Source organism: Pseudoprimorskyibacter insulae, from assembly GCF_900302505.1.
Lineage (GTDB): Bacteria > Pseudomonadota > Alphaproteobacteria > Rhodobacterales > Rhodobacteraceae > Pseudoprimorskyibacter > Pseudoprimorskyibacter insulae.
The window spans coordinates 442,722-467,149 of record NZ_OMOJ01000002.1; the positions used below are offsets into that span (position 1 = coordinate 442,722).

Genomic DNA, 24,428 nt, shown 5'->3' on the forward strand with positions numbered 1-24,428 from the left:
CCGGCGCTAGGTTAGCCCCATCTCAGACCGGAAAGTCGGCAGGGTATCGTCATCCGCTGGCGTCGCCTCCCATACGGCGCGGGCAATAGCGCGGGCAAGGCATACGGCGGCTGCGTGGCCGATCTCAGTCACCTCTAGCGGCGATGCCATGGGCCTGGCGCCTGTGCTGGCGGCAAAGATCAGATCGCCGTCGTGGGGCGTATGCGCAGGCACAATCGCACGGGCCATACCGTCATGCGCGGCGGTGGCCACGCGCTTACACTCGGCCTTTGTCAATGCGACGTCGGTGGCGACGATTGCGATGGTGGTGTTGGCCAGTTCCATCATCGCGGTGAATTTGCGGCTGGGCGGATTGGGTTGAAACCCTTGCGTGGGATCGGGGCCAAGTGCGCCGAATTCGCCGCCCATCTCATAAGGGGCGGCGTGGAAATGACGGCCCGACGGGGTCGTGACGCTGCCCACCGGGTTCGCGGCGACCAATGCGCCCACGGTTGCCCCCGATGGCAAAACCACCGAGGCCGAGCCAAGCCCACCCTTGTGCATCGCCGTCTGCGCGCCCGTTCCAGCGCCGACCGATCCAAGGTTGAAGGTGGTTCCCGCATTGGCCAATGCCGCGCGGCCAAGCGCGGGGTAGGGGTTTTCGCCCCAATCCTTCTGCCCGCCGTTCAGCAGATCAAAGATAATGGCCGAAGGCACGATGGGCACGCGGGCAGTGAACACCGGAAATCCGCGCCCCTGTTGGTATAGCGCATCCATGACCCCCTGCGCTGCGGCAAGGCCAAAGGCACTGCCGCCGGATAGGACCAGCGCATCGACCCCGGCAACGGATTTGTCCGGCTCCAAAAGGTCAGTTTCGCGGGTGCCGGGGGCGCCACCCATGACGGAATAGGAACAGGCAAAAGGCGCATCCGCCGTCAGAACCGTGGTGCCGGATTTCAGCGTATCGTCCTGCGCATTGCCCACGCGGAGCCCCGTGACATCGGTGATCAAGTTCAGGGGGCCGGGCTTCATCTTGGGCGTTCCTCGTGACGGCAAGCGGTGCTTTTGCGTATTTGGAAAGAGAAGAAGCAGGGACGCAAGGCGAAAGGGCCGCGCGGCACGCAATTGGCACCGCGCGGGTTGTTCTAGATGCAGCGGCCGCCGTCGACCTGCATGCAGACGCCCGTGACCATGCTGGCCTCATCCGAGCACAGATAGAGCGCGGCGTTGGCCATATCTTCGGGCGTGGAAAAGCGGCCAATGGGGATGGTCGACAGGAACTTGGCGCGCATTTCCGGCGTGTCGTCGCCAAGGAAGCTGGGCAGCAGCGGCGTGTCGCCTGCGACCGGGTTGATGGCGTTGACGCGGATGCCTTCGGGGGCCAGTTCCACCGCCATGGCGCGGGTCGCGGTGTTCATCCACCCTTTGGAACTGTTGTACCAGTTCAGGCGCGGGCGTGGCGAGACGCCAGCGGTTGAGGCAACGTTGAGGATATTGCCCGCTTTGCGGCTTTTGAAATGGGGCACCAAGGCGCGGGCGGTCAGGTAGACGGACTTGCAGTTCACCGCGAAGACGCGGTCAAAGTCATCCTCGCTGACCAACTCCATTGCGTTCGGCAGGTGGGTGACGCCCGCGTTGTTCACCAGAATATCGACATGGCCGAATTCGGCGATGGCGCGGTCCACCATGTCGTTCACGCTGGGGCCGTTGGCCACGTCGACACGCTGCGCCAGCCCGCCGAATTCGTGCGCGACGGCCTTGGCGTTGGTCTCATTGATGTCGGCGATCATGACTTTCGCGCCTTCTTCGAGAAAGCGTTTGGCGATGCCCGCGCCAAAGCCTGAACCTGCGCCGGTGACGATGGCGGTTTTTCCCTCAAGTCTCATGTCGTGTCCTCCTCAGAACGTGGCGCGGCCGCCGGTTTGGTCAAAGACGGCACCCGTGGTGAACGAGGCTTCGCGGCTGGCCAGCCAGCAGATCATGTTCGAGATCTCATCGACGGTGCCGAACCGGCCCATCGGGATTTTCGACAGCATGAAGGCGGTGAATTCCGGTGTCATCTGGTCGAAGATCGCGGTGCGCACGGCGGCGGGGGCCACGGCGTTGACGGTGACGGCCGTGTCGGCCAGTTCCTTGCCCAGCGATTTGGTCAGGCCGATCACGGCGGCCTTGGACGCGGAATAGGCTGGGGCTTTGGGGTTGCCTTCCTTTCCCGCGATCGAGGCGAGGTTGATGATCCGGCCATAGCCGCGTTCGCGCAGGATCGGGGCGATGGCGCGGTTGCAGTAGAACACCGCGTTCAGGTTCAGGTTCATCACCTTCAGCCAATCGGCGTCCGAGTATTCCCACGTGGTGACGTTCGGGCCTGTGATACCAGCCGAGCACACAAGGATATCAAGCCCGCCGTAATCATTGGCGTCTTGGGCCATGGCGGCGTTGACCGCGTCGCTATCGGTCACGTCGATCTTGCGGCCACGGATGTTTGGTTCGTCCGACATGCGGGCGATGGCGTCGTCGTTGATGTCCCAGATGATGACGTTTGCGCCTTCGCGGGCAAGGCGGCGGCTGACCGCTTCGCCGATGCCCGATCCGCCACCGGTTACAATGGCCGTCTGGCCTTCAAATCGTTTGTCCAAAATATCCTCCCATGGTCAGCCGTGATAGGCGGCGACCGTCTTTACTGTTGAAAAGCCATAAAGCGCTTCGAAGCCTTTTTCGCGGCCATGGCCAGATTTGCCGACGCCGCCGAAGGGCAGTTCGACGCCGCCACCGGCCCCGTAATTGTTGATGAACACCTGACCTGAGCGCAGCGCCTTGGCGAGGCGCATTTGCCGGGCGCCATCCCGCGTCCAGACGCTAGAGACGAGGCCGTAATCGGTGCCGTTTGCGATGGCGATGGCCTCTTCTTCGGTGTCGAAGGGGATCATCACCTGTACCGGGCCAAAGATTTCATCCTGCGCCAGCGGGTGATCTGGCGACACAGGGCCAAATAGCGTGGGCTGCACATAGCTGCCGCCCTTTGGCAGGTCTGGGGCCAGTTGCGCCTTGGCCAGCACCGGCAGGTCTGCGCCTTTGTCAAGGAAGCCTTGCACCCGGGATTTCTGGACGGCCGAGATCAGCGGTCCGACATCCAGATCGTCGGTGGCCGGGCCAACCTGCTTGGCAGCATAGGCCGCTGCCATGCGGCGGGCGACGTCGTCATAGACACCGCGCTGCACCAGAATGCGCGATGAGGCCGAGCAGGTTTGCCCGCAATTCTGAAGCCCGGCATTCACGAGGAAGGGCAAGGCCGCATCCAGATCGGCGTCATCGAACACCAGTTGGGGCGACTTGCCGCCCAGTTCCAGCGTCACTGGGATCACGTTATCGGCGGCGGCGCGTTGCACAGCGGCCCCGGTGGCGACCGAACCGGTAAAGCTGATGTGGTGAATGCCGGGATGCGAGGACAGCGCCGCGCCCGCCTCGGATCCCAAACCGGGCACCACGTTCAGAACGCCGGGCGGAAAGCCCGCCTGTTCGGCCAGCCACGCATAGGCCAACGCGGTGAGGCAGGCATCTTCGGCGGGTTTCAGAACGCAGGTGTTGCCCATGGTCAGCGCGCCGCCGACAGATCGGCCGATGATCTGCATTGGGTAGTTCCACGGCACGATATGGCCCGTCACCCCATGCGGTTCGCGCATCGTGTAAACGGTATAGCCATCCAGATAGGGAATGGTCTGGCCATGCACCTTATCCGCCGCCCCGCCGTAGAATTCGCAATAGCGGGCCAAGGCCACGGCATCGGCGCGGGCTTGCTTCACCGGCTTGCCCACATCGACGGCTTCCATCTCGGTCAGCAGGTCGACGTTGTCTTTCACCAAGCGGCCCAGCTTGGTCAGAAGGCGGCCCCGCTCTGCGGCGGTCATACGGGCCCATGGCCCGTGGCGCGCGGCTTCGGCGGCCTTGACGGCATCGTCGATGTCAGCTGCGGTGCCACGGGCGATGCGCCCGATTTCGCGCCCGGTGGACGGGTTGGTCAGCGGCAGCGTGTCCGCCGTTTTACGCCATTCTCCGTTGATCAGGATGCAGGACGGGTCAAAGGGTAGGATCGGCAGCATGGTCTCCTCCTCCAGTTGCCGGGGGCAGCGTTGGCGCGGCCTCTAGGAGAGATTTGGTATACCATTCGCTCGGGTTGTCAAACACCGATGCCGTTGGCCCCTGCTCGATGATGCGGCCAGACTCCATGACCATGACCTTATCGGTGATCGAGCGGACGACCGACAAATCGTGGCTGATGAACAAATAGGTCAGGCCGTAGTCGCGGCTGAGGTCGGCCATCAGATCAAGGATCTGAGCGCGAACCCGCACGTCGAGGGCGGAAACGGCTTCGTCAAAGACGATCAGTTCCGGGCGAATGATCAGGGCGCGGGCGATGGCGATGCGTTGCCGCTGCCCGCCGGAAAAAGCGTGGATGTATTTGCCCGCGTCGTCCGGGTGCAGGCCGACAGCGGTCAGAGCCTCGGCCACAGCCTCGCGGCGTTTGGTCCCTATGGGCGGATCGGGCAGCAGGTGGAACGGCTCGGTGATCAGGCGCTCGACCTTGTGGCGGGGGTTGAAGCTGCCGTAGGGATCTTGGAAGACGACCTGCATCTTGCGGCGCACATCAAGGTTTGTGTTACCGTGGGTGAAAACGGGTTGGCCATCCAGCAAGATCGCGCCCGATTGCAGTGGCTCAAGCCCCAGAATAGCCCGGGTTAGGGTCGATTTTCCGCAGCCAGATTCGCCCACCAGCCCGACACGTTCGCCCTTGTTGATGGTGAAGGACACGTCATCGACGGCGCGAAAGCTGCCTTGCGGGCCAAACAGGGTTTTGCGGGGGGTGCGATAATCGCGGCAGGCGCTTCGGACTTCGAGAAGGGCGGAGCCGCCGGGCTTGTCCTCAAGCGCGGCTTGGTGGCGAGAGGCCTCAAACAGCGCGCGGGTATAGGGGTGCTGCATATTGGCAAAAAGGGCGCGGGTCGGGCCCTGTTCGACAATCTCGCCGTGGCGCATGACGACGATCCGGTCGGCCATGTCCGAGACAACGGCCAGATCGTGGGTGATCATCATCAGACCCATACCATCCTCGCGAACCAGCTTTTGCAGCAGGTCAAGGATTTGCGCTTGGGTCGTGACATCAAGCGCGGTGGTCGGCTCATCCGCGATCAGCAGTTTGGGGCGCAGGGCGATGGCCATGGCGATCACCACGCGCTGCCGCTGCCCGCCCGAGAGTTCATGCGGGTAGCGCGACAGCGGGAAGCGGTCTTGCGGCAGGCCGACGCGGGTCAGCACCTCAGCCGCGCGTTTGAACGCCTCCGCGCGGGGGGTATTGGTGTGGATCAGGATCGTTTCAGCCACCTGATCGCCGATGGACTGCACCGGGTTCAGCGCGGTCATCGGTTCCTGGAAGACCATGCCGATTTCATTGCCGCGCAACTTGCAAAGCTGGGGTTCGGTGAGGGTGAGCAGATCGTCTTGGTTGCAGCTGAGGCAGCCTGACGCGTCTGAGCCATGAGGCAGAAGGCCGATGGTGGCGAGCGCGGTCATGGATTTGCCCGAGCCGCTTTCGCCGGTGATGGCAACGATTTCGCCCATGCCGATGGTGAGAGAGATGCCTTTGAGGATGGGTTTGCCGTGGATCGCAACCGAGAGGTTTTGGATGTCGAGCAGGGGTTTCGGATCGTTTGCGCGATCCGACCGATGCGAGGGGCTCTGCCCCTCGCGCTCCCCGGGATATTTTGGGTCAGAAAATACGGTCATGTGCGCAGAACCCTCAGACGTGGGTCCAGCCAATCGCGCAGGCCATCGCCCAGAAGGTTGAGCCCGAGCACCATGGCGACGATGGTCAGGCCGGGGACAAGGGCGACATGCGGGGCGAGGGCGACCATGGTTTGCGCATCGGCCAGCATCCTGCCCCAGCTGGGGATGGGGGGCTGTGCGCCGAGGCCCACGTAGCTGAGGCCGGCCTCAGCCAGAATGCCAAGGCTGAACTGGATGGTGCCTTGGACGATCAGCAGGTTGGCGATGTTGGGCAAGATGTGTTCGGCGCTGATGCGGGCGGCGGATTTGCCGGACACGCGGGCGGCCATGATGAATTCCCTTTGCCAAAGGCTGAGGGCTGCGCCGCGGGTCAGGCGGGCGAAGACGGGGATGTTGAAGATGCCGATGGCGATGATCGCGTTGACTGCGCCAGGGCCGAAGATCGCCGTGATCAGGATGGCAATTACAAGGCTGGGGAAGGCGAAAACCAGATCGTTGCCACGCATGATGACCTCATCCAGAAGCGAGCCTTTGCGGGCGGCGGCGGCAAGGCCAAGGGGCACGCCAAGGCCCATGCCGATGCCGACCGCCACAAGGGCGACCGCGATGGAGGTGCGTGCGCCGACCATGATCATGCTGAGCATATCGCGGCCGAAATGGTCGGTGCCGAACGGGTGGGCCATGGACGGGGGTTTGAGCCGGTCGGCAATGGCCATTGTGTCGATGGCGTAGGGTGTCCAGAGGTAGGACAGCAGCGCGGCGAGCAGGAACAGGGCGGATAGTGCGAGGCCGAGGATCAGTGAGGGTTTCATGCGCGGGCCCTCAGCCTTGGGTCGACGATGGCATAGGCCAGATCGACGAGGAAATTCACCACGATCACCGCAAAGACCAGTAGCATGACGACGGATTCAACGACGATCAGATCGCGCTGGCCGATGGATTGAAAGATCAGGCGGCCAAGGCCGGGCAGGTAGAAGACTTGTTCGATGATGATCGCCCCGGCCAGCAGGAATGAGAACTGCAGCCCGATGATCGTAAGCACAGGGATCAGCGCATTGCGCACGCCGTGTTTCCACAGCGCTTGGCGATAGCTGAGGCCTTTGGCGCGGGCGGTGCGCATGAAGTCCTCGCCAAGGATATCAAGCAGGGATGAGCGCATGACGCGCGCCAGAATGGCGGCTTGCGGCAGGGCAAGGGCGATGGCGGGCAGGGTCAGGGCCTTGAGGCCGGGAAGCAGGCCGCCCTCCCACCCCGGAAAGCCGCCCGCGTTGAACCAGCGCAGGTTGATGGCGAAGACAAGCACCAGCATCATGGCGAACCAGAAATTCGGGATGGCAACGCCAAGCTGCGTCGCGCCCATGACGGCCAGATCGCCCGCCTTGCCGCGACGGGCGGCGGCGTAGATCCCGGCGGGGAAGGCGATCAGGGTCGAAAGCGTCAGGGCATACAGGGCCAGCGGCAGGGACACCCATAGCCGGTCTGCGACCATCTGGCTGACTGAAGTGCGATAGGTGTAGGAGGTGCCGAAATCGCCCGTCACCATACCGCCCGCCCAGGCCAGAAACCGCTGCCATTTGGGCACGTCCAGCCCTAGTTCGGCGCGCAAGGCGGCGACGGTGTCGGGCTGGGCGTTGATGCCAAGCATGTAGCTGGCCGGATCGCCGGGGGCGACCTCAACCACCAGAAAGATGACAAGTGAGGCAATGGCCAGACTGACGATCAGGGATGTTAAGCGTTTGAAAAAATAGCGCAGCATGGCCCCGACGTTACCCGACTTCTGCAACTTGGCAAGCACCCGATTTTCTGCGGCGCGTCAGAACCTTATGCGGGCGTGGCAAGGCGCTGGAAAATTGCGCGGACCGGATCGGGCAGGGGGGCGGATTGACCGGTGTCGCCGACATGGACCATGGCAAAGAAGCCCGTCGCGCAGGGGGTGTCCTGATCGTCTTGGAACAGGCCCAGATCAAAGCGGACCGAGCTGCGGCCGATATGCGGGATGCGCAGGCCAATCTGAAGCGGGTGCGGATAGCCGGTTTCGCGGTGATACTTGCAGCCGTTTTCCACCACGACAAACCGCGTGGCATTGGGGCCGCGAATGATCAGGCCGTTGTCCTGTTGCCAATTGCTGACGGCGGTGTCGAACAGTTGGTAATAGGCGGCGTTGTTCATGTGCCCGTATTCGTCATTGTCGGACCAGCGGGTCTGAAGAGCGACAAAGGCGGGGTATGCAGCGCGGGTGGTCATCAGCCGTTGCGCAGCAGGCGGAATATGGTGGATGCGCCCCATCCTGCGATGGTGGCAATCAGCAGAGACAATAGCCCGTAGTAGAACGCGTTGTCGCGGGACAGGTTGAAGAGCCAGCGTTCCAGCCCGACCTTGCCGACGGTGATTTCGGTTTCATAAAGGTCGACCACCTCGCCGCCGCGGGTCAGGAAGATCCGGGTGCGATAGGCGCCTTCGGTCAGGTTGGCGGGCATGTTCACCGAAGCGCGGAACAGGGTCTGATCTTCGATCGTGACCGCGCCTTCCAGCAACTTATATAGTCCGCTGTTTTGCTGAAGGCGGATCGCGGCGTCGGTAAAGCTCTGGCTGGCGACATCGCCGCGTGCCATGCCCATGGCCCGTATGGCCAGATCGACCGACACATTGTGCGCCTTGTCTGCGGCGGCGCTCATGACGTTGTCCCAGCTTGCACTGGTGGCGACGGCGTAGAAGGTGGGCGCGGCGGGCAGTTCCGCGGAACGGGCGTTGACCCAGATCCCGGCAACGCGTGCTTTGCGGAAGATTGTGATGGGGCGGTCCGGCCCGGCGATGGTCACGACCACTTGCAGCGGGTCGCCTGTGGGGATGGGGGTTTCGCGTTTGACCGCGCCAAAGATCAGGATCTCTGAGCCGTCGAAATTGGGGGTGATCCGCACGCGGTCTTGGCTGAGGCCAAGCACGACCGTTTCAGTCTCGGCTGTCGCGTGGGTGGCCAATAGCGCGAGGATCAGCAGCAGCCAGCGCATCATTGCGCCCCGCCCACGGTCAGCGAATACAGCTCGGACGGGCGGATCAGCAGGTCCAGCGCCAGTTTTCCGCAGACCGCGATGACCAGAAGGGCCAACAGGACGCGCAATTGTTCGGCCTTGAGCAGCAGGCCAATGCGGGTGCCGACCTGCGCGCCAATCACGCCGCCGATCAGCAGAAGGAAGGCCAGCACGATGTCCACGGTATAGTTCGTCGTGGCGTGCAGCATGGTGGTGAAGCTGGCGACAAAGATGATCTGGAACAGCGAGGTGCCGACCACCACTTTGGTTGGCATGCCCAGCAGGTAAATCATCGCAGGCACCATGATGAACCCGCCGCCGACACCCATGATGGCGGCCAAGACCCCCACGCTCATCCCGACCAGAACAGGCGGGATGACCGAGATATAAAGCCCTGAGACACGGAAGCGCATTTTCAGCGGCAGACCATGCACCCAGTTGTGTTTCTTGCGGGTGGGCGGGCCGCCACGGCGTGATTTGCGCATGGCCCGCAGGCTTTCGGACAGCATCAAAAGCCCGATCACGCCAAGGAATAGCACATAGCAAAGCTGTACCAGCAGATCGACCTGGCCCAGTTCCTTGAGCATGTTGAAGATATAAACCCCAATGGCCGCGCCAATCAGCCCGCCGCCAAGCAGCACGGACCCCATCTTGAGATCAACCGTGCGCCGTTTCAGATGCGCCAAGACGCCCGAAATGGACGAGGCGACAATCTGGTTGGCCCCGGTTGCCACGGCCACGGCGGGCGGGATGCCGACAAAGAACATCAACGGGGTCAGAAGAAACCCGCCGCCCACGCCGAACATGCCGGACAATACCCCGACAAGGCCGCCAAGGCCCAGCAGCAGGAAGGCATTGACCGAAACTTCGGCTATGGGCAGGTAGATTTGCATAGACTTGTTTTTGCGCCTGAGTTGTTCCAAACGCAACTGACCAATCGGAAAAAATTTCTAAGGCCGTGTGAATTTCTGGTGACTGCCCAAGGGCTGCCCGGATCAGAAGAAGCTTTGCGGGTCGATGTCGATGGCCATGCGCAACTGGCCCTTCAGCCGGAATTGCGCCACCCATTCCGACAGGGCGGGCTGGAGGGCGGTGCCTTTGGGTGCTTTGACCAGCAGGCGCACGCGATGGCGTCCGCGCACGCGGGCAATGGGGGCCGGGGCCGGGCCAAAGACCTGCGCGCCTACACGGCGCAGCGGCGCATCTTGGCGGGCCATGGCATTGCCTAGGTCGAACACCTCTTGCACATCGGTGGACGACAGGATGATCCCCGCCATGCGCCCATAGGGCGGCACGCCCGCGGCGCGGCGTTCCTCGGCCTCGGCTCGCCAGAAGCCTTCTTCGTCGCCCGACAGGATCGAGCGGATCACCGGGTGTTCGGGCTGATAGGTTTGCATCAAGGCGGTGCCCGGCTTTTCGGCGCGGCCCGCGCGGCCTGCGACCTGTCGCATCAGTTGGAACGTGCGTTCAGCGGCCCGCAGGTCCGATCCCTGAAGCCCAAGATCGGCATCAATCACGCCGACCAAAGTCAGCAGCGGAAAGTTATGGCCCTTGGCCACCAATTGCGTGCCGATGATGATATCCGCGCCGCCATTTGCGATATTCTCAATCTCGACCTTCAATGCGCGGGCCGATCCGAACATGTCTGAACTGAGCAGCGCCACGCGGGCGTTCGGAAACAGCTCGGTTGCTTCTTCGGCGAGGCGTTCAACACCGGGGCCGACCGGGGCAAGGCGGCCCTCGACTTCGCATTTCGGGCAGACCTCGGGCATGGGTTTGGTTTTGCCGCATTGATGGCACACCAGCCGCTTCAGGAACCGGTGTTCGACCATCCGCGCATCGCAATGGTCACAGCCGATCTGATGCCCGCAGGCCCGGCAGATGGTCACGGGCGCATAGCCGCGCCGGTTCAGGAACAGCAGCGATTGTTCTTGTCGTTCGATCCGGGTGGCCACCGCGCCGCGCAGCGCCTCTGAGATCCAGCGATTGCCCGGCAGCTTTTCGGCCCGCATGTCCAGCGCGCGCATGTCGGGCATGACCGCTGGCCCAAACCGCGACGTCAGATCGACTCGGTCATATTTACCCGCGTCCGCATTGGCCCATGTTTCAAGGCAGGGCGTGGCCGAGGCCAGAACAACCCGCGCCCCGATGATCGACGCCCGCAGCACGGCCATGTCGCGGGCGTTGTACAGCACGCCGTCCTCTTGCTTATACGAGGTGTCGTGTTCTTCATCGACGACGATCAGCCCAAGGTTCTGGAACGGCAAGAATAGGGCCGAACGCGCCCCAATCACCATTTGTGCGCCGCCTTCGCCGACCATCCGCCAGACGCGGCGGCGTTCTGTCATGGTGACGCCCGAATGCCATTCCGCCGGGAAGGCCCCGAACCGCGCTTGCACCCGCGACAGGAATTCCGCGGTCAGGGCGATTTCCGGCAGCAGGACCAAGGCCTGTTTGCCTTGGCGCAGGCATTCGGCCACGGCTTCCAGATAGACCTCGGTCTTGCCTGACCCGGTGACGCCTTTCAGTAGGGTCGTGCCATAGTCGCCCGATTGCACCCCGACGCATAGCTTGGCCGATGCGGCGATCTGGTCTTCGGTCAGATCTTTGGCGCCAAAGTCCGGGTCCAGACGGGGAAAGGCCGTGTCGCGCGGGGTGTTTTCTTCGCGTACGACGCCCTGTTTGACCAAGCCTTTGACCACGGAACTTGTCACGCCCGCCTGTTCAGATAGCTCATTCAGCGTCAGGGACAGCCCGCCCATGTCCTTGAGCACGGCCAGAACCCGGCGGCGGGCATCGGTGTCTCGGTCAGGGGTGCCTTCGCCAAGACGATAGATCTTGCGCATGGATTGCGGATCGCCCAAGCCCGGCGCACGGGTGGCAAGGCGCAGCATCGCGCTCATCGGGGTCAGGGTGTAGGCCCCGGCCTTTTCTAGAAAGGCCTGCATTTCGTCGCGCATGGGCTGGGCATCCAGCACGCGGATCACGGACCGCACCTTTGAGATATCCCAATCGCCCTTGCCCGGTCCCCAGACCACGCCAAGCACTTTGCGCGGGCCAAGCGGCACCTCGACAAAGGCCCCGGTGAAGCATCCGCCATCGGGGGCTTTGTAATCCAGAACGCGGTCCAGCGGCTGTGCGGTCAGCACGCCGACAAGCTCACCCGGCTGAAAAAAGCTCCGATCCACGCTCAGACTCCGTTAGCGCCAACATATAGGGGCTTTTGGCCAGCCCCTCTCTGGGGTATGACACGCGCAACCGAATGCCAAGCGATGCAAAGGAAACCTTGTCATGAAATTCTTTGTCGATAGCGCAGACGTCGATGCCATCCGCGAGCTGCACACTCTGGGGATGGTCGACGGTGTGACCACCAACCCGTCGATCATTGCCAAGTCTGGCCGTGACATCATCGAAGTCACCAAGGAAATCTGTAGCTTTGTCGAAGGCCCCGTTTCGGCCGAAGTCACCGCCACCGATGCCGACAAGATGATCGAAGAAGGCCGCAAGCTGGCCGAGATCGCGGAAAACATTGCCGTGAAGGTTCCGCTGACCTGGGACGGCCTGAAAGCCTGTAAGGTGCTGTCGGACGAAGGTAAAATGGTCAACGTGACCCTGTGCTTCTCGGCCAATCAGGCACTGCTGGCCGCCAAAGCGGGCGCGACCTTCATTTCGCCGTTCATTGGCCGCCTGGACGATATCAACCTTGATGGCCTGGACCTGATCGCCGATATCCGCGAAATCTATGACAACTACGGCTTTGAGACGCAGATCCTTGCTGCCTCGATCCGTACCGCGAACCATGTGTCGGAATGCGCCAAGATCGGCGCCGATGTCATGACCGCCCCGCCGGCGGTGATCAAGGCCATGGCGAACCACGTTCTGACCGACAAAGGTTTGGCTGCGTTCCTGGCTGATATCGAAAAAGCCAACATCAAAATCGTCTGAGCGATTTAGCGCTCAGCTATCGAAAGACACTGTGATTGATGCGCCACCCTGAAAGGGGTCTGGCGCATCTTTCATTGACAGGTGGGGTGTCTTTGCGACATGCCAAAGAAAACAACCATAAACTGAGCAGGACTGAAGGGCAGGAAATGCCCATAGGACAGGCGGATATATGAACAGTTTGAAGATCGACGAAGACCTTCGCGAAGCGATCATGACGCGGCCGGATGTCATCCTAGACGACAAGGAACTGATGCAGGCGCTGATCGCGGCCAATGAACGGGCGATGGGCGGGAATATCGTCGATCTGCGCGGCATCGCGATGGAACGGCTAGAGGCGCGTCTTGACCGGCTTGAGGACACGCATCGCAGTGTCATCGCCGCGGCCTATGACAATCTGGCTGGCACCAACCAAGTGCACCGCGCCATCCTGCGGATGCTGGACCCGGTAGAATTTGAATCCTTCCTGCAAAACCTTGGCGGCGAAGTGGCCGAGATTTTGCGCGTGGATGCGGTGCGGCTGATCCTTGAATCGGCGCATACCCAGACGGACCCATCGGTCAAACGTTTGGCGCATGTGTTGTCTGTGGCCGAGCCGGGCTTTGTATCGGCCTACTTGGGCGAAAACACCGGCGTGCCAGTGCGCCCTGTTGTGCTGCGCCAGGTGCAGGACGCCGAGGCGAGCATTTACGGCCAAAAGGCCGATTGGATCCGATCCGAGGCTTGCCTGCGTTTGGACTTTGGCAAAGGCCGCCTGCCGGGGCTGTTGGTGCTGGGCGCGGAAGATCCGCATCAGTTCTCGCCGCAGCAGGGGACGGATTTGCTGGGCTTCTTCGCCGGTGTGTTTGAACGCGCCATGCGGCGCTGGCTGGCGTGAGCCTAGAGATTTCACCCGCAGCGCGTGATGCGCTGGAAGGGTGGCTTGACCATGGCCGCGCCCTGAAGGGCGCCGCCGACAATACACTGACGGCCTATCGGACCGATGTGCTTGAATTCATCGTGTTCATGACGGGCTACCATGGCCAGCCGCAAGGGCTTGGCGCATTGGCGCGGATCACCGTGACCGACATGCGCGCCTGGATGGCCAACCAACGGGCCAGTGGCACAGGCGCACGGTCGCTGGCCCGCAAACTATCTGCTGTGAAAACCTTTTACCGCTGGCTTGCCGAACGCGAAGGGTTTGAACCCACGTCGGTTCTGTCTGCGCGGTCGCCGAAGTTCACCAAGAAACTGCCCCGGCCCCTTAGCCCCGATGCCGCCAAAGCGATGATCGACACTGTTGAGGCGCAATCGGTCAAAGGGTGGGTCGGCGCGCGCGACGCGGCGGTTGTCACCCTGCTGTACGGCTGCGGTTTGCGGATCTCCGAGGCGCTGGGCCTGACAGGCAAAGACCTGCCGCTGGGCGACACGCTGCGCATTATCGGGAAGGGCGGAAAGGAACGGATCGTGCCGGTTCTGCCTGTGGCCCGCGCCGCCGTGGCCCGCTACCTTGATATGTGTCCGCACGACCCCGCGCCGGATAAGCCTGTGTTTCGCGGTGTGCGCGGCGGTGCGCTGAACCCGCGTTTGGTGCAAAAAGTAACCGAACAGGCGCGGCTGCAACTGGGCCTGCCCGCAACGGCCACGCCCCACGCCATGCGCCATAGCTTTGCGACGCACCTTTTGGCGGCGGGCGGCGATCTGCGGGCGATTCAGGAATTGCTGGGCCATGCCTCGCTTTCGACGACGCAGGCCTATACCGCCGTTGACACCGTGCATCTGATGCAGGTCTATGAGCGGACCCACCCAAAGGCCCAGTGATATGCATCCCAATCCGACCTTCCATTCCGCGGATCATGCCAAAGATCTGGCGCTTGTTCGCGCCCGCGCCTTCGGGACCCTGGCCGTCAATGGCGCGGAATGGCCTGAAACGGCGCATGTCCCGTTTCTGCTGTCGGACAATGGCCAGACGATTGACCTGCATCTTGTGAGGTCCAACCCAATCGCCCGCCTGCTGAAAGACCCGCGTCCGGCGCGACTGACGGTGCTGGGGCCGGATGGCTACATCTCGCCCGATTGGTACGGGATCGACGATCAGGTGCCGACATGGAACTATGTGGCGGTGCGCTTGTCCGGTCGGCTGGAGCTGCTGCCGCAGGACGATCTGCCCGGCTTGCTGGACCGCCAGTCAGACGCGTTTGAGGCGCGGCTTCTGCCAAAACCGATATGGCGGATGAGCAAGGTCAGCGATGATGTGATGACCCGTTTCCTGCGGATGATCGTCCCGTGCCGCTTCCATATCGCGCAGGTCGAAGCCACGTGGAAACTGGGCCAGAACAAGCTCGACGCGGTGCGCTTGATGGCCGCCGATCATGTGGCGCAATCCGCCTTCGGAGCGGACATGGCAGAGCTGGCCAAGCTGATGCAGGAACCGCCCGAACTTTAGCGCTTGCCTCTGCCGGTGCGCGGCCTAGTCTTCCCGCAGATCCATGGGAGGACCACAATGAAACTTATAAGCTCACCCGCTTCGCCATTTGTGCGTAAGGTCCGGGTTTTGCTATTGGAAACCGATCAGGCCGCCGATGTCGAAGAGGTCGTCATCGCGACAACCCCGTTTCAGACGGACACGGGCCTGAAGGCCGCCAACCCGCTGGGCAAAATCCCCGCGCTGATCCGCGATGATGGCCCAGCCATTTACGACAGCCGGGTGATCTGCCGCTATCTGGACGACCGCGCCAAGGCTGGCCTCTATCCCGAGGCGCGTCTTTGGGATGTGCTTACGCTGGAAGCCACCGCCGACGGCATCATCGAAGGCACGCTGGCCACCGTCTACGAAAACCGCTTCCGCGATGAAGGGATGCGGATGCAGTCGTGGATGGATGCGCAGTGGGACAAAGCCGCGCGTGCGCTGGACGCCGTGAATGACCGCTGGATGAGCCATCTGAACGGCCCGGTCGACATGGCGCAAATCGCCATTGCTTGCGCGCTCGGCTATGCCGATTTCCGCGTCCCGGATCGGAATTGGCGCCAAGGCCGCGATGCGCTGGCCGCATGGTACGCCGAGTTTGAAAAGCGCCCGTCGATGCAGGCCACGATCCCGGCCTAACCGTTTTCGTGGAAATGGGCGTAGATCCGTTCGGCCAGCGCCGCCGAGACGCCCTCAACCGCCTTCAGGTCAGCCAGGTTCGCCCGGCTGACCGCCTTGGCCGAACCGAAATGCGCCAGAAGCGCGCGTTTGCGTGACGCCCCGACCCCAGCGATATCATCGAGCGGATTGGCGGCCATGGATTTGGCCCGCTTGGCGCGGTGCGTGCCAATGGCAAAGCGGTGTGCCTCGTCGCGCATGCGCTGAACGAAGTACAGCACCGGATCGTTGCGTTGCAGGGCAAAGGGCCGCTGGCCGGTGCGGTAGAATTCTTCTTTGCCGTGGTCGCGATCAACGCCCTTGGCCACGCCCACCATCGGGACATCTTCGACGCCATATTCGCGCATGATCTCGGCCACGGCCGAAACCTGCCCCGCGCCGCCGTCGATCAGCAGAAGATCAGGCCACAGGCCCTTATCGCGGTCGGGGTCATCCTTCAGCAGGCGTTTGAAGCGGCGGGTCAGCACCTCTTTCATCATGCCGAAGTCATCACCGGGCGTCAGGTCTTCGCCCTTGATGTTGTACTTGCGGTACTGGTTCTTCATGAACCCGTCCGGCCCCGCCGCGATCATCGCGCCCACGGCGTTGGTGCCCTGAATGTGGCTGTTGTCGTAAACCTCGATCCGCTCGGGCGGGGTGTCGAGGCCAAAGGCCTCGGCCACGCCGCGCAGCAGTTTGGTTTGCGTCGCCGATTCCGACATTTTGCGCCCAAGGCTTTCGCGGGCGTTGCGGGTGGCGCCCTCGATAAGCTCGACCTTTTCGCCGCGTTGGGGCACGGCAATTTCAACCTTGCGGCCCAGCTTTTGGCTCAGCGCCTCTTCCATCAGGTCGCGGTCTTCTATGTCATGCGACAGCAGCAACATGCGCGGCGGTTCCTTGGTGTCGTAGAACTGGCCGATGAAGGCCTCTAGCACCTCGGCCTCGTCGACATCCGCCCCGACGCGCGGATAGAAATCCTGATTGCCCCAGTTTTGGTTGGCCCGGATAAAGAACACCTGAACGCAAGCCTGCCCGCCTTCCATGTGCAGGGCGATGATATCGGCCTCGGCCACGCCGCGCGGGTTGATGCCTTGGTTCGTCTGCACCTGTGTCAGGGCGCGAATGCGGTCGCGCAGGGCTGCGGCGCGCTCAAACTCCATCGCCTCAGACGCCTCGGCCATCTGAGCGGCCAGCGTTTCCTGAATTTGCGTGGTGCGGCCCGACAGGAAATCCTCGGCCTCTTTGACGGTATGGGCGTAATCGGGCTCGGATATCTTGCCCACACAAGGGCCTGAGCAGCGCTTGATCTGGTATTGCAGGCAAGGGCGCGTGCGGGTGTCGAACATCGAATCCGAACAGTTGCGCAGCAAGAACACCTTTTGCAATTGGTTCAGCGTGCGGTTTACCGCGCCCGCGCTGGCGAAGGGGCCGTAGTAGCTGCCCTTTTCCTTTTTCGCGCCGCGATGCTTTTTGATCATCGGGTAGGGGTGATCGCCGGTGACCAAGATATTCGGAAAGGATTTGTCATCGCGCAGCAGCACGTTGAACTTGGGCTTGAGCTGCTTGATCAGGTTCTGTTCCAGCAGCAACGCCTCGGTCTCGGTGCGCGTGGTCAGGAACATCATCGACGCGGTTTCCGAGATCATCCGCGCAATGCGCGGGCTGTGTCCCATGGGCCGGGCATAGTTCGACACCCGCGCCTTGAGGTTCCGCGCCTTGCCGACATAGAGCACGCGGCTTTCCGCATCGAGCATCCGGTAAACGCCGGGACTGCTGTCGAGCAGCGGCAAATAGGACTGCACGCAGGCATGTCCGGTGGGCCGGTTTTGCTGCGAATCGTCGGGTGAATCGGGGTGCTGCGTCATGGGGTGAAACGTATAGCCCAGCTGGGGGTGATTCCAAGGCGTTGGCTGCACCGGCTGGCAGTCAGGCACAAGGCAAATTACATCCACCATTTCTGTGGATAAGTCGGTATATAAAATCTTGGCAGAGCGGATTTTTCGTTGTTTTACGGGGGGTTTTACGTGTTTGCCTAATTTTTGGGCGGTACCATAACTATTTGAATTTGTTAGTGAAAATACTTTGCGCGGTACAACTGATTGAGTTCCTTAAAGTTTTTGTAACGCTTCCGTAACGTCGCCGTGAGGAGTGCAAAACTTTCATTCGATACCCCTATTCAACCCCCAAGATATCGGGTGTTTTCCATCCTAGGTGTTGACCCCCATCAACGCATAGCAGTTGCCCCGTCACCCCCGGCGAATCGAGGAAAAACCCAAGCGCCGCGACGATATCGGCGGGGTTTGAGCCGCGCTGCAGCACGGTGCTGGCGCGTTGGCGGGCGAAGTGGTCTTCGGTCTGGCGACCGCCGCGCAATGTGGGTCCGGGACCAATGGCATTGACGCGCACGCGGGGGGCCAACCCTTGCGCCGCAGTCTGGGTAAAGGCCCACAGCCCCATCTTGGCGATCGTGTAGGTCATGAACTCGGGTGTCAGTTTGCGCACGCGCTGGTCGATCATATTGATGACCAAACCCTGCGCCACCGGTTCGCCCATGTCGTCGTCAACGGGTTCGGGAACATGCTCTGCCATGGCCTGCGTTAAAACGAAGGGCGCGCGCAGATTGCTTTCCAGATGCCGGTCCCATTTTTCGCGGGTCGCGGTCTGGATATTGTCGTATTCGAAAATCGAGGCGTTGTTCACAAGGCAGCTCACCGGGGCGCCAATGGCCTTGATCGCGCTTGGCACCAAGGCTTGGACCTGCGCTTCATCCAGCAGATCGGCCTGAAGCGTGACCGCCTTGCGCCCCATAGCGCGGATCTGTGCGGCGACTTCCTCGGCGGCGTCGGCGGAACTGGCGTAATGCACGGTGACGTCATAGCCGCGCCGGGCCAGATACAGTGCCATATCGCGGCCAAGCCGTTTGCCAGCGCCGGTTACCAATGCATGGGTCATGTTGGGCCTCAGGTCAGGATCGAGAACATATAGCCGCCATATAGAGCCAGAAGTCCAATTCCCCAGATCTTATTCAGGTCTTGCCGCAAGAAAACGAACGGGATCAATAGCAGCGACGCGCCCAGCATCACCCATAGATCAACCTGCAAGAAGGACCGTTCGACCGGGATCGGCGCGATCATGGACGCGACGCCGATGATGGCCAGCAGGTTGAACATGTTCGACCCGATCACGTTGCCAAGCGCGACATCGGCCTGACGGCGGATCGCGGCCATAACGGTGGTGGCCAGTTCCGGCAGCGATGTGCCGATAGCCACAAGCGTCAGGCCAATGACCGTTTCGCTGACATGGAACATGCGGGCGATTTCAATGGCGCTATCGACCAGAAGATCGGCCCCAACGGGCAACCCGATCAGGCCAAGACCAAGGAACAGCAGGATCTTCCACATCGGCATTTCAAGATCGGCACCCTCAACATCTTCGTCAGGGTCGCCTGCCTTGCGGTGGGCCAGCGCGTCGCGGGCCGAGTCGAACAGAATGCCAGCCAGAACCAGAAGCAGCACAACGCCCGAGATCCAGTCAAACACCCCGCGAAAGGCCATCGCGATGAACAGCAGCGTCGCGCCGATCATCAGGACATAGCTTTTGCGGGTGTTGCATTGGCTGGTGTGCATCACGGCCAGCATGGCGGGTGCGCCCAGGACCAACAGGACATTGGCGGTGTTCGATCCAACCACGTTGCCAAGCGCGATGCCCGGTGCGTTTTCCAGCGCGGCGCTAATCGAAATCAGCAGTTCCGGCGCAGAGGTGCCAAAAGCGACGACAGTCAGGCTCACGATCAGGGCGGGGATGCCGACGCGCAGCGACAGGTTCACCGCGCCTTTCACCAGCGAGTCGCCCGCGAGCAATAGAATAACGAGCCCGAGCGCAGCCAGTAGCCAGACCATATTAGCGTGTCTTTCCTTTGCAGGGGCAGCGGCCCTTGCCAATGCGGTAGCGGCCACATGACGTGCATTTGGCCGAAGCTAGTTTTGCCTGACCGGGGAAGCGCAGCTTACCGAACATGGCCATTACACCCATGACGATCAGGAACAGGAAGATGATTTTTACGATCACGTCAGAGGCCGAAACGCGCGTAGGCCGCACGCTCCTCTATGGTGATCAGGGCGTCTTGGGCCATCTGGGCGCCAAAGCGCTGAAGGATCGGGCGGCGTGCCTCATAGCGGCGGAACCGAACCTTTTTGCCAAAGCGTTGTTTCATCACCGGGGCAAGGTGGCCGATATGGTCGGCCAGACCGACCGAGATCGCCGACGATCCAAGCCAGACTTCGCCGGTGAACAGATCAGGGTTGTCGGCCAGTTTGCCTTTGCGGCGGGTCTGGACATGACTGATGAAAGTTTCGTGCAGCTGCGCCAGCAGTTTGCGCAGGCGGTCCACGTCTTCTTCTTTTTCGGGCTGGAACGGGTCCAGCATGGATTTGCTCCGGCCAGCGGTATAGACGCGCCGTTCGACCCCTTGGCGGGCCAGAAACACATGCGCGCCGAACCCGGCGGAAATCACACCAATCGATCCAATGATCGAGGATTCGTCGGCATAGATTTCATCGGCGGCGGCGGCGATCCAATACCCGCCCGAGGCGGCCACATCTTCGACGAAGGCATAAACCGGAACGCCCGTTTCATCCGACAGGCGGCGAATGCGGGCGGCGATCAGCGAGGATTGAACAGGCGATCCACCGGGGCTGTTCAGCTCCAGCGCGACAGCGGCGGGTTTGCCTTTGCGAAAGGCTTTCTCAAGGATCGGGCGCAGGGCCTGATCGTTCAACACGCCGCGTCCCGATTGCGCGATCGTGCCCTGTAGGCGCACAACAGCGACGACCGGTTCGGCCTTCATGAATGGGATCCAACGCTTCATGTTGGGGATTTAGAATGCGCAGGTTGCACAAACAAGGTGTCTGGCGAAAGAAGTCTGCATGGTGTTGCAAAGGCCGCGTCCTTTTTCGGCGCGGCCCTTGGGATTACCGTTCTTTCACGTAGGGTTGCCCGCCCGCACGCGGCGGGATCGCCTTGCCCACGAACCCGGCCAGCACAACGACCGTCAGGATATAGGGCAGGGCCTGAACAAATTGCACCGGCAGAATAAAGCCCGCGATGTCGATGTTCTGGAACCGTGTTTCGATGGCGAACAGGAACCCGAACAAAAGGCAGGCCCCCAGCGCATACCACGGGCGCCACTTGGCAAAAATCAGCGCCGCAAGGGCGATATAGCCCCGGTTCGCGGTCATTTCCTTGGTAAAGCTGGCCTGAAGCCCCATCGCCAGATAGGCCCCGGCAATACCGCAGAGCACGCCGCAGATCAGAACGGCGGCAAATCGCATCCGCACGACAGACACACCAGCAGTGTCCACGGCCTCGGGCGCTTCGCCCACGGCGCGCAGGCGCAGGCCGAACCGTGTGCGATACAGAACCCACCACGTCAGCGGCACGGTCAGCATGGCGACATAGACCAAGATGGCGTGACCCGAGATGAGTTCGGAATAGATCGGGCCAAGGTAGGGCACATCAGCCAGCGCATCGGCGAAGGGCAGGGTGATCGGCTCAAACCGGGCGTTGCCTTCCAGCGTCGGGGTGCGGCCCCCTTGGCTGAACAGGTGCTGCGCCACAAGCACGGTCATGCCTGAGGCCAGAAAGTTGATCGCCACACCGGAAATCAACTGGTTGCCCCGGAAGTTGATCGAGGCCACGCCGTGGATCAGTGACAGCGATAAAGCCGCCAGAATGCCCGCGCCAAGCCCCATCAGGGCCGATCCGGTCAACGCAGCGATGGCCGCCGAAAAGAAGGCCGCCGCTAGCATCTTGCCTTCAAGCCCGATGTCGAAAATCCCGGCGCGTTCGCTGAACAGGCCCGCAAGGCACGCCAGCAAAAGCGGCGTTGCGCTGCGTACGGTGGAGTCCAGAAGCTGGATGAAGGTGATGAAATCCATGTCTCAGGCCTCTTTCTTGCGCAGCGACAGGAACAGCCGTTCCAGCGGCATTCGCACCATATTGTCCAGCGCCCCGGTGAACAGGATGACCAAGGCCTGGATTACGGTGATCAATTCGCGCGGAATGTTCGTCCAAAGCGCCAGCTCGGCCCCACCTTGATAGAGGAACCCGAACAGGATCGCCGCCAGCAGAACGCCAATCGGATGGTTGCGCCCCATCAGGGCCACGGCAATGCCGATGAACCCTGCGCCCTCGGTGCCGTTCAGGATCAGGCGCTCGGCCTCGCCCTGCGTGGCGTTCACGGCCATCATCCCGGCCAGCGCCCCCGAGATCATCATTGCGATGATGGTGATGCGCACAGGCCGAATCCCGGCATAGCGTGCGGCGCTTTCAGAAAAGCCAAAGGCGCGGATCTCATAACCCAGCTTGCTTCGCCACAGCAGCAGCCAGACGACCACGCAAGCGATCAGCGCAAGGAAAAAGCTGACGTTCGCCGGTGCGCCACGGAACAGGATCGTATCCGCGGTTGAGAACATATCGCGGAAGGTGGGCAGGTGCGTCGCCTCGGGGAAGACGGCCGTAGACGGCTCCATCGACCCGGTGGGGCGCAGCACGTTCACCAGAACGTAGTTCAGCAGCGAGGCGGCGATATAGTTGAACATGATCGTGGTGATCACGATATGGCTGCCGCGCTTGGCTTGCAGATAGGCCGGGATCAGCGCCCAAAGCGCCCCAAAGGCCGCCGCCGCCATGGCCGAGCCGAGAATCGCCAGTGACCAATGCGGCCAAGGGATGAACAGGCAAACCAGCGCCGTTCCCAGACCGCCCAGCATCGCCTGCCCTTCGCCGCCGATGTTGAACAGCGAGGCATGGAAGGCCACCGATACCGCCAGCCCGGTAAAGATGAAGTTGGTCGCATAGTAGAGCGTATAGCCCCACCCGGCCGACCGCATCAGCGCCCCATCAACCATCAGTTTGAAGGCATCCACCGGGCTTTCACCGATGGCCAGAATGACCAGTGCGGACAGGATCGCCGCCAGAATGATCGAGAACAGAGGAACAAGGACCGCATCGGCCCAGGCGGGCATCTTATCCATTCTGCTTGGCCTCCATTTGGGCATTTGATGTGTCGGTGATCCCCGCCATCAGAAGCCCCAGTTCTTTTTCGTTGGTGGTTGCCGGATCGCGTTCGCCCATGATCTGACCGTCGAACATCACGACGATCCGGTCGGACAGGCTAAAAATCTCGTCCAACTCGACCGAGACCAGCAACACCGCTTTGCCCGCGTCGCGCAGGGCGACGATTTGTTTGTGGATGAATTCGATCGCGCCGATGTCCACGCCGCGCGTCGGCTGACCGACCAACAGGATGTCAGGGTTGCGCTCAATCTCGCGGGCGACCACGATTTTTTGCTGGTTCCCGCCCGAGAAATTGCGGGCCTTCAGCTTGGGGTTCGGCGGGCGGACGTCAAACCGCTCCATCTTGGCGGCGGTGTCGGCCTTGATCGCGGCATTGTTCATCAGGATGCCGGATTGATACTTGGCTTCGTGGTGATAGCCAAAGGCCACGTTTTCCCACGCCGCGAATTCCATGATCAGGCCTTCGTGCTGACGGTCTTCGGGGACATGGGCAATGCCACGCGCCCGGCGCGATTGCCCGTCTGAATTTTTGCCGGTCAGGTCGATTTCCTGACCGTTGACGCGCACGGTGCCGGTGGCGGGGATCATCCCGCCCAAGACTTCCAGCAGTTCCGACTGCCCATTGCCCGCAACCCCGGCGATGCCAAGAATTTCGCCCGCGCGGACGTTCAGCGACACGCCCTTCAAACGTTCGACCTTGTCTTCGTCGACGACGCGCAGGTTTTCGACCTCAAGCACCTTGTCGCCCGGATTGGCCGCCTCTTTGGCGACATGCAGCAGAACCTTGCGGCCCACCATCAACTCGGCCAGTTGTTCAGGGCTGGTTTCGGCGGTTTTCACGGTCGCCGTCATCTCGCCTCGGCGCATCACGCTGACGGTATCGGTGATCTCCATGATCTCACGCAGTTTGTGCGTGATCAGGATGATCGTTTTGCCTTCGGCCCGCAGGTTATCAAGGATGCGAAACAGGTGGTCGGCCTCAGCCGGGGTCAGAACGCCAGTAGGCTCATCCAGAATCAGGATATCGGCCTGACGATAGAGCGCCTTCAGGATCTCAACCCGCTGCTGGTGGCCGACGCTGAGGTTCTCAATCAGTTCCTCAGGATCGACGTTCAGTTCGTATTCCTGGGCCAGTTTCTTCAACACGCCGCGCGCCTTGGACAGCGAGGTGTTGAGCATGGGGCCATCCTCGGCCCCGAGAATCACGTTTTCCAGAACCGTGAAGTTCTGAACCAGTTTGAAGTGCTGGAACACCATGCCAATCCCTGCGCTGATCGCCGCTTGGCTGTCGGGAATTTCGGTCTTTTTGCCGTGGATGAAGACCTCTCCGGCGTCGGCTTTGTAAAATCCGTACAGGATCGACATCAGCGTGGATTTGCCCGCGCCGTTTTCACCGATAATACCGTGGATCGTGCCCGGCATGACCCGGATCGAAATGTTCTTATTCGCCTGAACGGGCCCAAAGGCCTTGGAAATACCCTTGAGTTCGATGGCGGGGGCGGTGCTTTGCTCCATTTGCG

The 24,428-nt window shown here is 61.9% G+C and carries 24 protein-coding genes; 5 read left to right on the forward strand and 19 right to left on the reverse strand.

Annotated features, from left to right (window positions below):
• Positions 1–6: 6 nt before the first annotated feature.
• From PRI8871_RS07620 to PRI8871_RS07670, 11 genes are all read right to left on the reverse strand, one after another.
• Positions 7–1,011: a P1 family peptidase gene (locus PRI8871_RS07620; protein WP_108885584.1), complete on the reverse strand. Its 1,005-nt coding sequence runs from the start codon at positions 1,009–1,011 to the stop codon at positions 7–9.
• A 113-nt stretch (positions 1,012–1,124) separates the two neighbouring features.
• Entirely contained in the window at positions 1,125–1,865 is a 741-nt protein-coding gene (locus PRI8871_RS07625) for an SDR family oxidoreductase (RefSeq protein WP_108885585.1), read from the reverse strand.
• A gap of 12 nt (positions 1,866–1,877) precedes the next feature.
• Positions 1,878–2,615: an SDR family NAD(P)-dependent oxidoreductase gene (locus tag PRI8871_RS07630; protein WP_108885586.1), complete on the reverse strand. Its 738-nt coding sequence runs from the start codon at positions 2,613–2,615 to the stop codon at positions 1,878–1,880.
• 15 nt (positions 2,616–2,630) lie between these two features.
• Positions 2,631–4,076, reverse strand: coding sequence for an aldehyde dehydrogenase family protein (locus tag PRI8871_RS07635; protein ID WP_108885587.1), 1,446 nt, complete (start codon positions 4,074–4,076; stop codon positions 2,631–2,633).
• Positions 4,054–5,757 (reverse strand): ABC transporter ATP-binding protein, encoded by a 1,704-nt coding sequence (locus PRI8871_RS07640; protein ID WP_108885588.1) that lies wholly within the window; start codon positions 5,755–5,757, stop codon positions 4,054–4,056. Before PRI8871_RS07640 ends, PRI8871_RS07635 begins: the two co-directional genes overlap by 23 nt.
• Positions 5,754–6,569 (reverse strand): ABC transporter permease, encoded by an 816-nt coding sequence (locus PRI8871_RS07645; protein ID WP_108885589.1) that lies wholly within the window; start codon positions 6,567–6,569, stop codon positions 5,754–5,756. Before PRI8871_RS07645 ends, PRI8871_RS07640 begins: the two co-directional genes overlap by 4 nt.
• Positions 6,566–7,513 carry an ABC transporter permease gene (locus tag PRI8871_RS07650; RefSeq protein ID WP_108885904.1) on the reverse strand — a complete coding sequence of 316 codons (948 nt, stop codon included), beginning with the start codon at positions 7,511–7,513 and terminating at the stop codon, positions 6,566–6,568. The genes PRI8871_RS07645 and PRI8871_RS07650 overlap by 4 nt, the downstream gene beginning before the upstream one ends.
• A gap of 65 nt (positions 7,514–7,578) precedes the next feature.
• Positions 7,579–8,043, reverse strand: coding sequence for an acyl-CoA thioesterase (locus PRI8871_RS07655; protein WP_245897801.1), 465 nt, complete (start codon positions 8,041–8,043; stop codon positions 7,579–7,581).
• Complete coding sequence (locus PRI8871_RS07660; RefSeq protein WP_108885591.1) at positions 8,001–8,768, reverse strand: TIGR02186 family protein; 768 nt, start codon at positions 8,766–8,768, stop codon at positions 8,001–8,003. The genes PRI8871_RS07655 and PRI8871_RS07660 overlap by 43 nt, the downstream gene beginning before the upstream one ends.
• Positions 8,765–9,679: a sulfite exporter TauE/SafE family protein gene (locus tag PRI8871_RS07665; protein ID WP_108885592.1), complete on the reverse strand. Its 915-nt coding sequence runs from the start codon at positions 9,677–9,679 to the stop codon at positions 8,765–8,767. Before PRI8871_RS07665 ends, PRI8871_RS07660 begins: the two co-directional genes overlap by 4 nt.
• Positions 9,680–9,781: 102 nt before the next feature.
• Positions 9,782–11,974: a primosomal protein N' gene (locus PRI8871_RS07670; protein WP_108885593.1), complete on the reverse strand. Its 2,193-nt coding sequence runs from the start codon at positions 11,972–11,974 to the stop codon at positions 9,782–9,784.
• Between the two features lie 103 nt (positions 11,975–12,077).
• Between PRI8871_RS07670 and fsa the strand changes: the two genes are divergently transcribed.
• The 5 genes from fsa (at position 12,078) to PRI8871_RS07695 (ending at position 15,813) form a co-directional block, all read left to right on the forward strand.
• Positions 12,078–12,731, forward strand: coding sequence for a fructose-6-phosphate aldolase (gene fsa / locus PRI8871_RS07675; RefSeq protein WP_108885594.1), 654 nt, complete (start codon positions 12,078–12,080; stop codon positions 12,729–12,731).
• A 169-nt stretch (positions 12,732–12,900) separates the two neighbouring features.
• Entirely contained in the window at positions 12,901–13,605 is a 705-nt protein-coding gene (locus PRI8871_RS07680) for a DUF484 family protein (RefSeq protein ID WP_108885595.1), read from the forward strand.
• Positions 13,602–14,528: a tyrosine recombinase XerC gene (locus tag PRI8871_RS07685; protein ID WP_108885596.1), complete on the forward strand. Its 927-nt coding sequence runs from the start codon at positions 13,602–13,604 to the stop codon at positions 14,526–14,528. Before PRI8871_RS07680 ends, PRI8871_RS07685 begins: the two co-directional genes overlap by 4 nt.
• Positions 14,500–15,153: an FMN-binding negative transcriptional regulator gene (locus PRI8871_RS07690; protein WP_370741915.1), complete on the forward strand. Its 654-nt coding sequence runs from the start codon at positions 14,500–14,502 to the stop codon at positions 15,151–15,153. Before PRI8871_RS07685 ends, PRI8871_RS07690 begins: the two co-directional genes overlap by 29 nt.
• A 57-nt stretch (positions 15,154–15,210) precedes the next feature.
• Positions 15,211–15,813, forward strand: a complete 603-nt coding sequence (locus tag PRI8871_RS07695) for a glutathione S-transferase (RefSeq protein ID WP_108885598.1) — start codon at positions 15,211–15,213, stop codon at positions 15,811–15,813.
• Here the strand turns inward: PRI8871_RS07695 and uvrC are convergent.
• The 8 genes from uvrC to PRI8871_RS07730 form a co-directional block, all read right to left on the reverse strand.
• Positions 15,810–17,696 carry an excinuclease ABC subunit UvrC gene (uvrC, locus tag PRI8871_RS07700; protein ID WP_108885905.1) on the reverse strand — a complete coding sequence of 629 codons (1,887 nt, stop codon included), beginning with the start codon at positions 17,694–17,696 and terminating at the stop codon, positions 15,810–15,812. The two genes, PRI8871_RS07695 and uvrC, sit on opposite strands and share 4 nt — an antisense overlap.
• Positions 17,697–18,003: 307 nt before the next feature.
• Positions 18,004–18,783: an SDR family oxidoreductase gene (locus PRI8871_RS07705; RefSeq protein WP_108885599.1), complete on the reverse strand. Its 780-nt coding sequence runs from the start codon at positions 18,781–18,783 to the stop codon at positions 18,004–18,006.
• Positions 18,784–18,791: 8 nt separating this feature from the next.
• The gene (locus PRI8871_RS07710; RefSeq protein WP_108885600.1) at positions 18,792–19,730 is read right to left on the reverse strand and encodes a calcium/sodium antiporter; all 939 of its coding nucleotides are present in this window, start codon (positions 19,728–19,730) and stop codon (positions 18,792–18,794) included.
• A 1-nt stretch (position 19,731) separates the two neighbouring features.
• Entirely contained in the window at positions 19,732–19,899 is a 168-nt protein-coding gene (locus PRI8871_RS19545; protein ID WP_219929010.1) for a hypothetical protein, read from the reverse strand.
• A 1-nt stretch (position 19,900) separates the two neighbouring features.
• A complete protein-coding gene (locus tag PRI8871_RS07715; RefSeq protein WP_108885601.1) occupies positions 19,901–20,698 on the reverse strand; it encodes a S49 family peptidase in 798 nt (265 codons plus the stop codon).
• Between the two features lie 103 nt (positions 20,699–20,801).
• Positions 20,802–21,767, reverse strand: a complete 966-nt coding sequence (locus tag PRI8871_RS07720) for an ABC transporter permease (protein ID WP_108885602.1) — start codon at positions 21,765–21,767, stop codon at positions 20,802–20,804.
• A 3-nt stretch (positions 21,768–21,770) separates the two neighbouring features.
• Positions 21,771–22,865 (reverse strand): ABC transporter permease, encoded by a 1,095-nt coding sequence (locus PRI8871_RS07725; protein WP_108885603.1) that lies wholly within the window; start codon positions 22,863–22,865, stop codon positions 21,771–21,773.
• Positions 22,858–24,423 (reverse strand): ABC transporter ATP-binding protein, encoded by a 1,566-nt coding sequence (locus PRI8871_RS07730; protein ID WP_108885604.1) that lies wholly within the window; start codon positions 24,421–24,423, stop codon positions 22,858–22,860. Before PRI8871_RS07730 ends, PRI8871_RS07725 begins: the two co-directional genes overlap by 8 nt.
• Between the last annotated feature and the right edge of the window lie 5 nt (positions 24,424–24,428).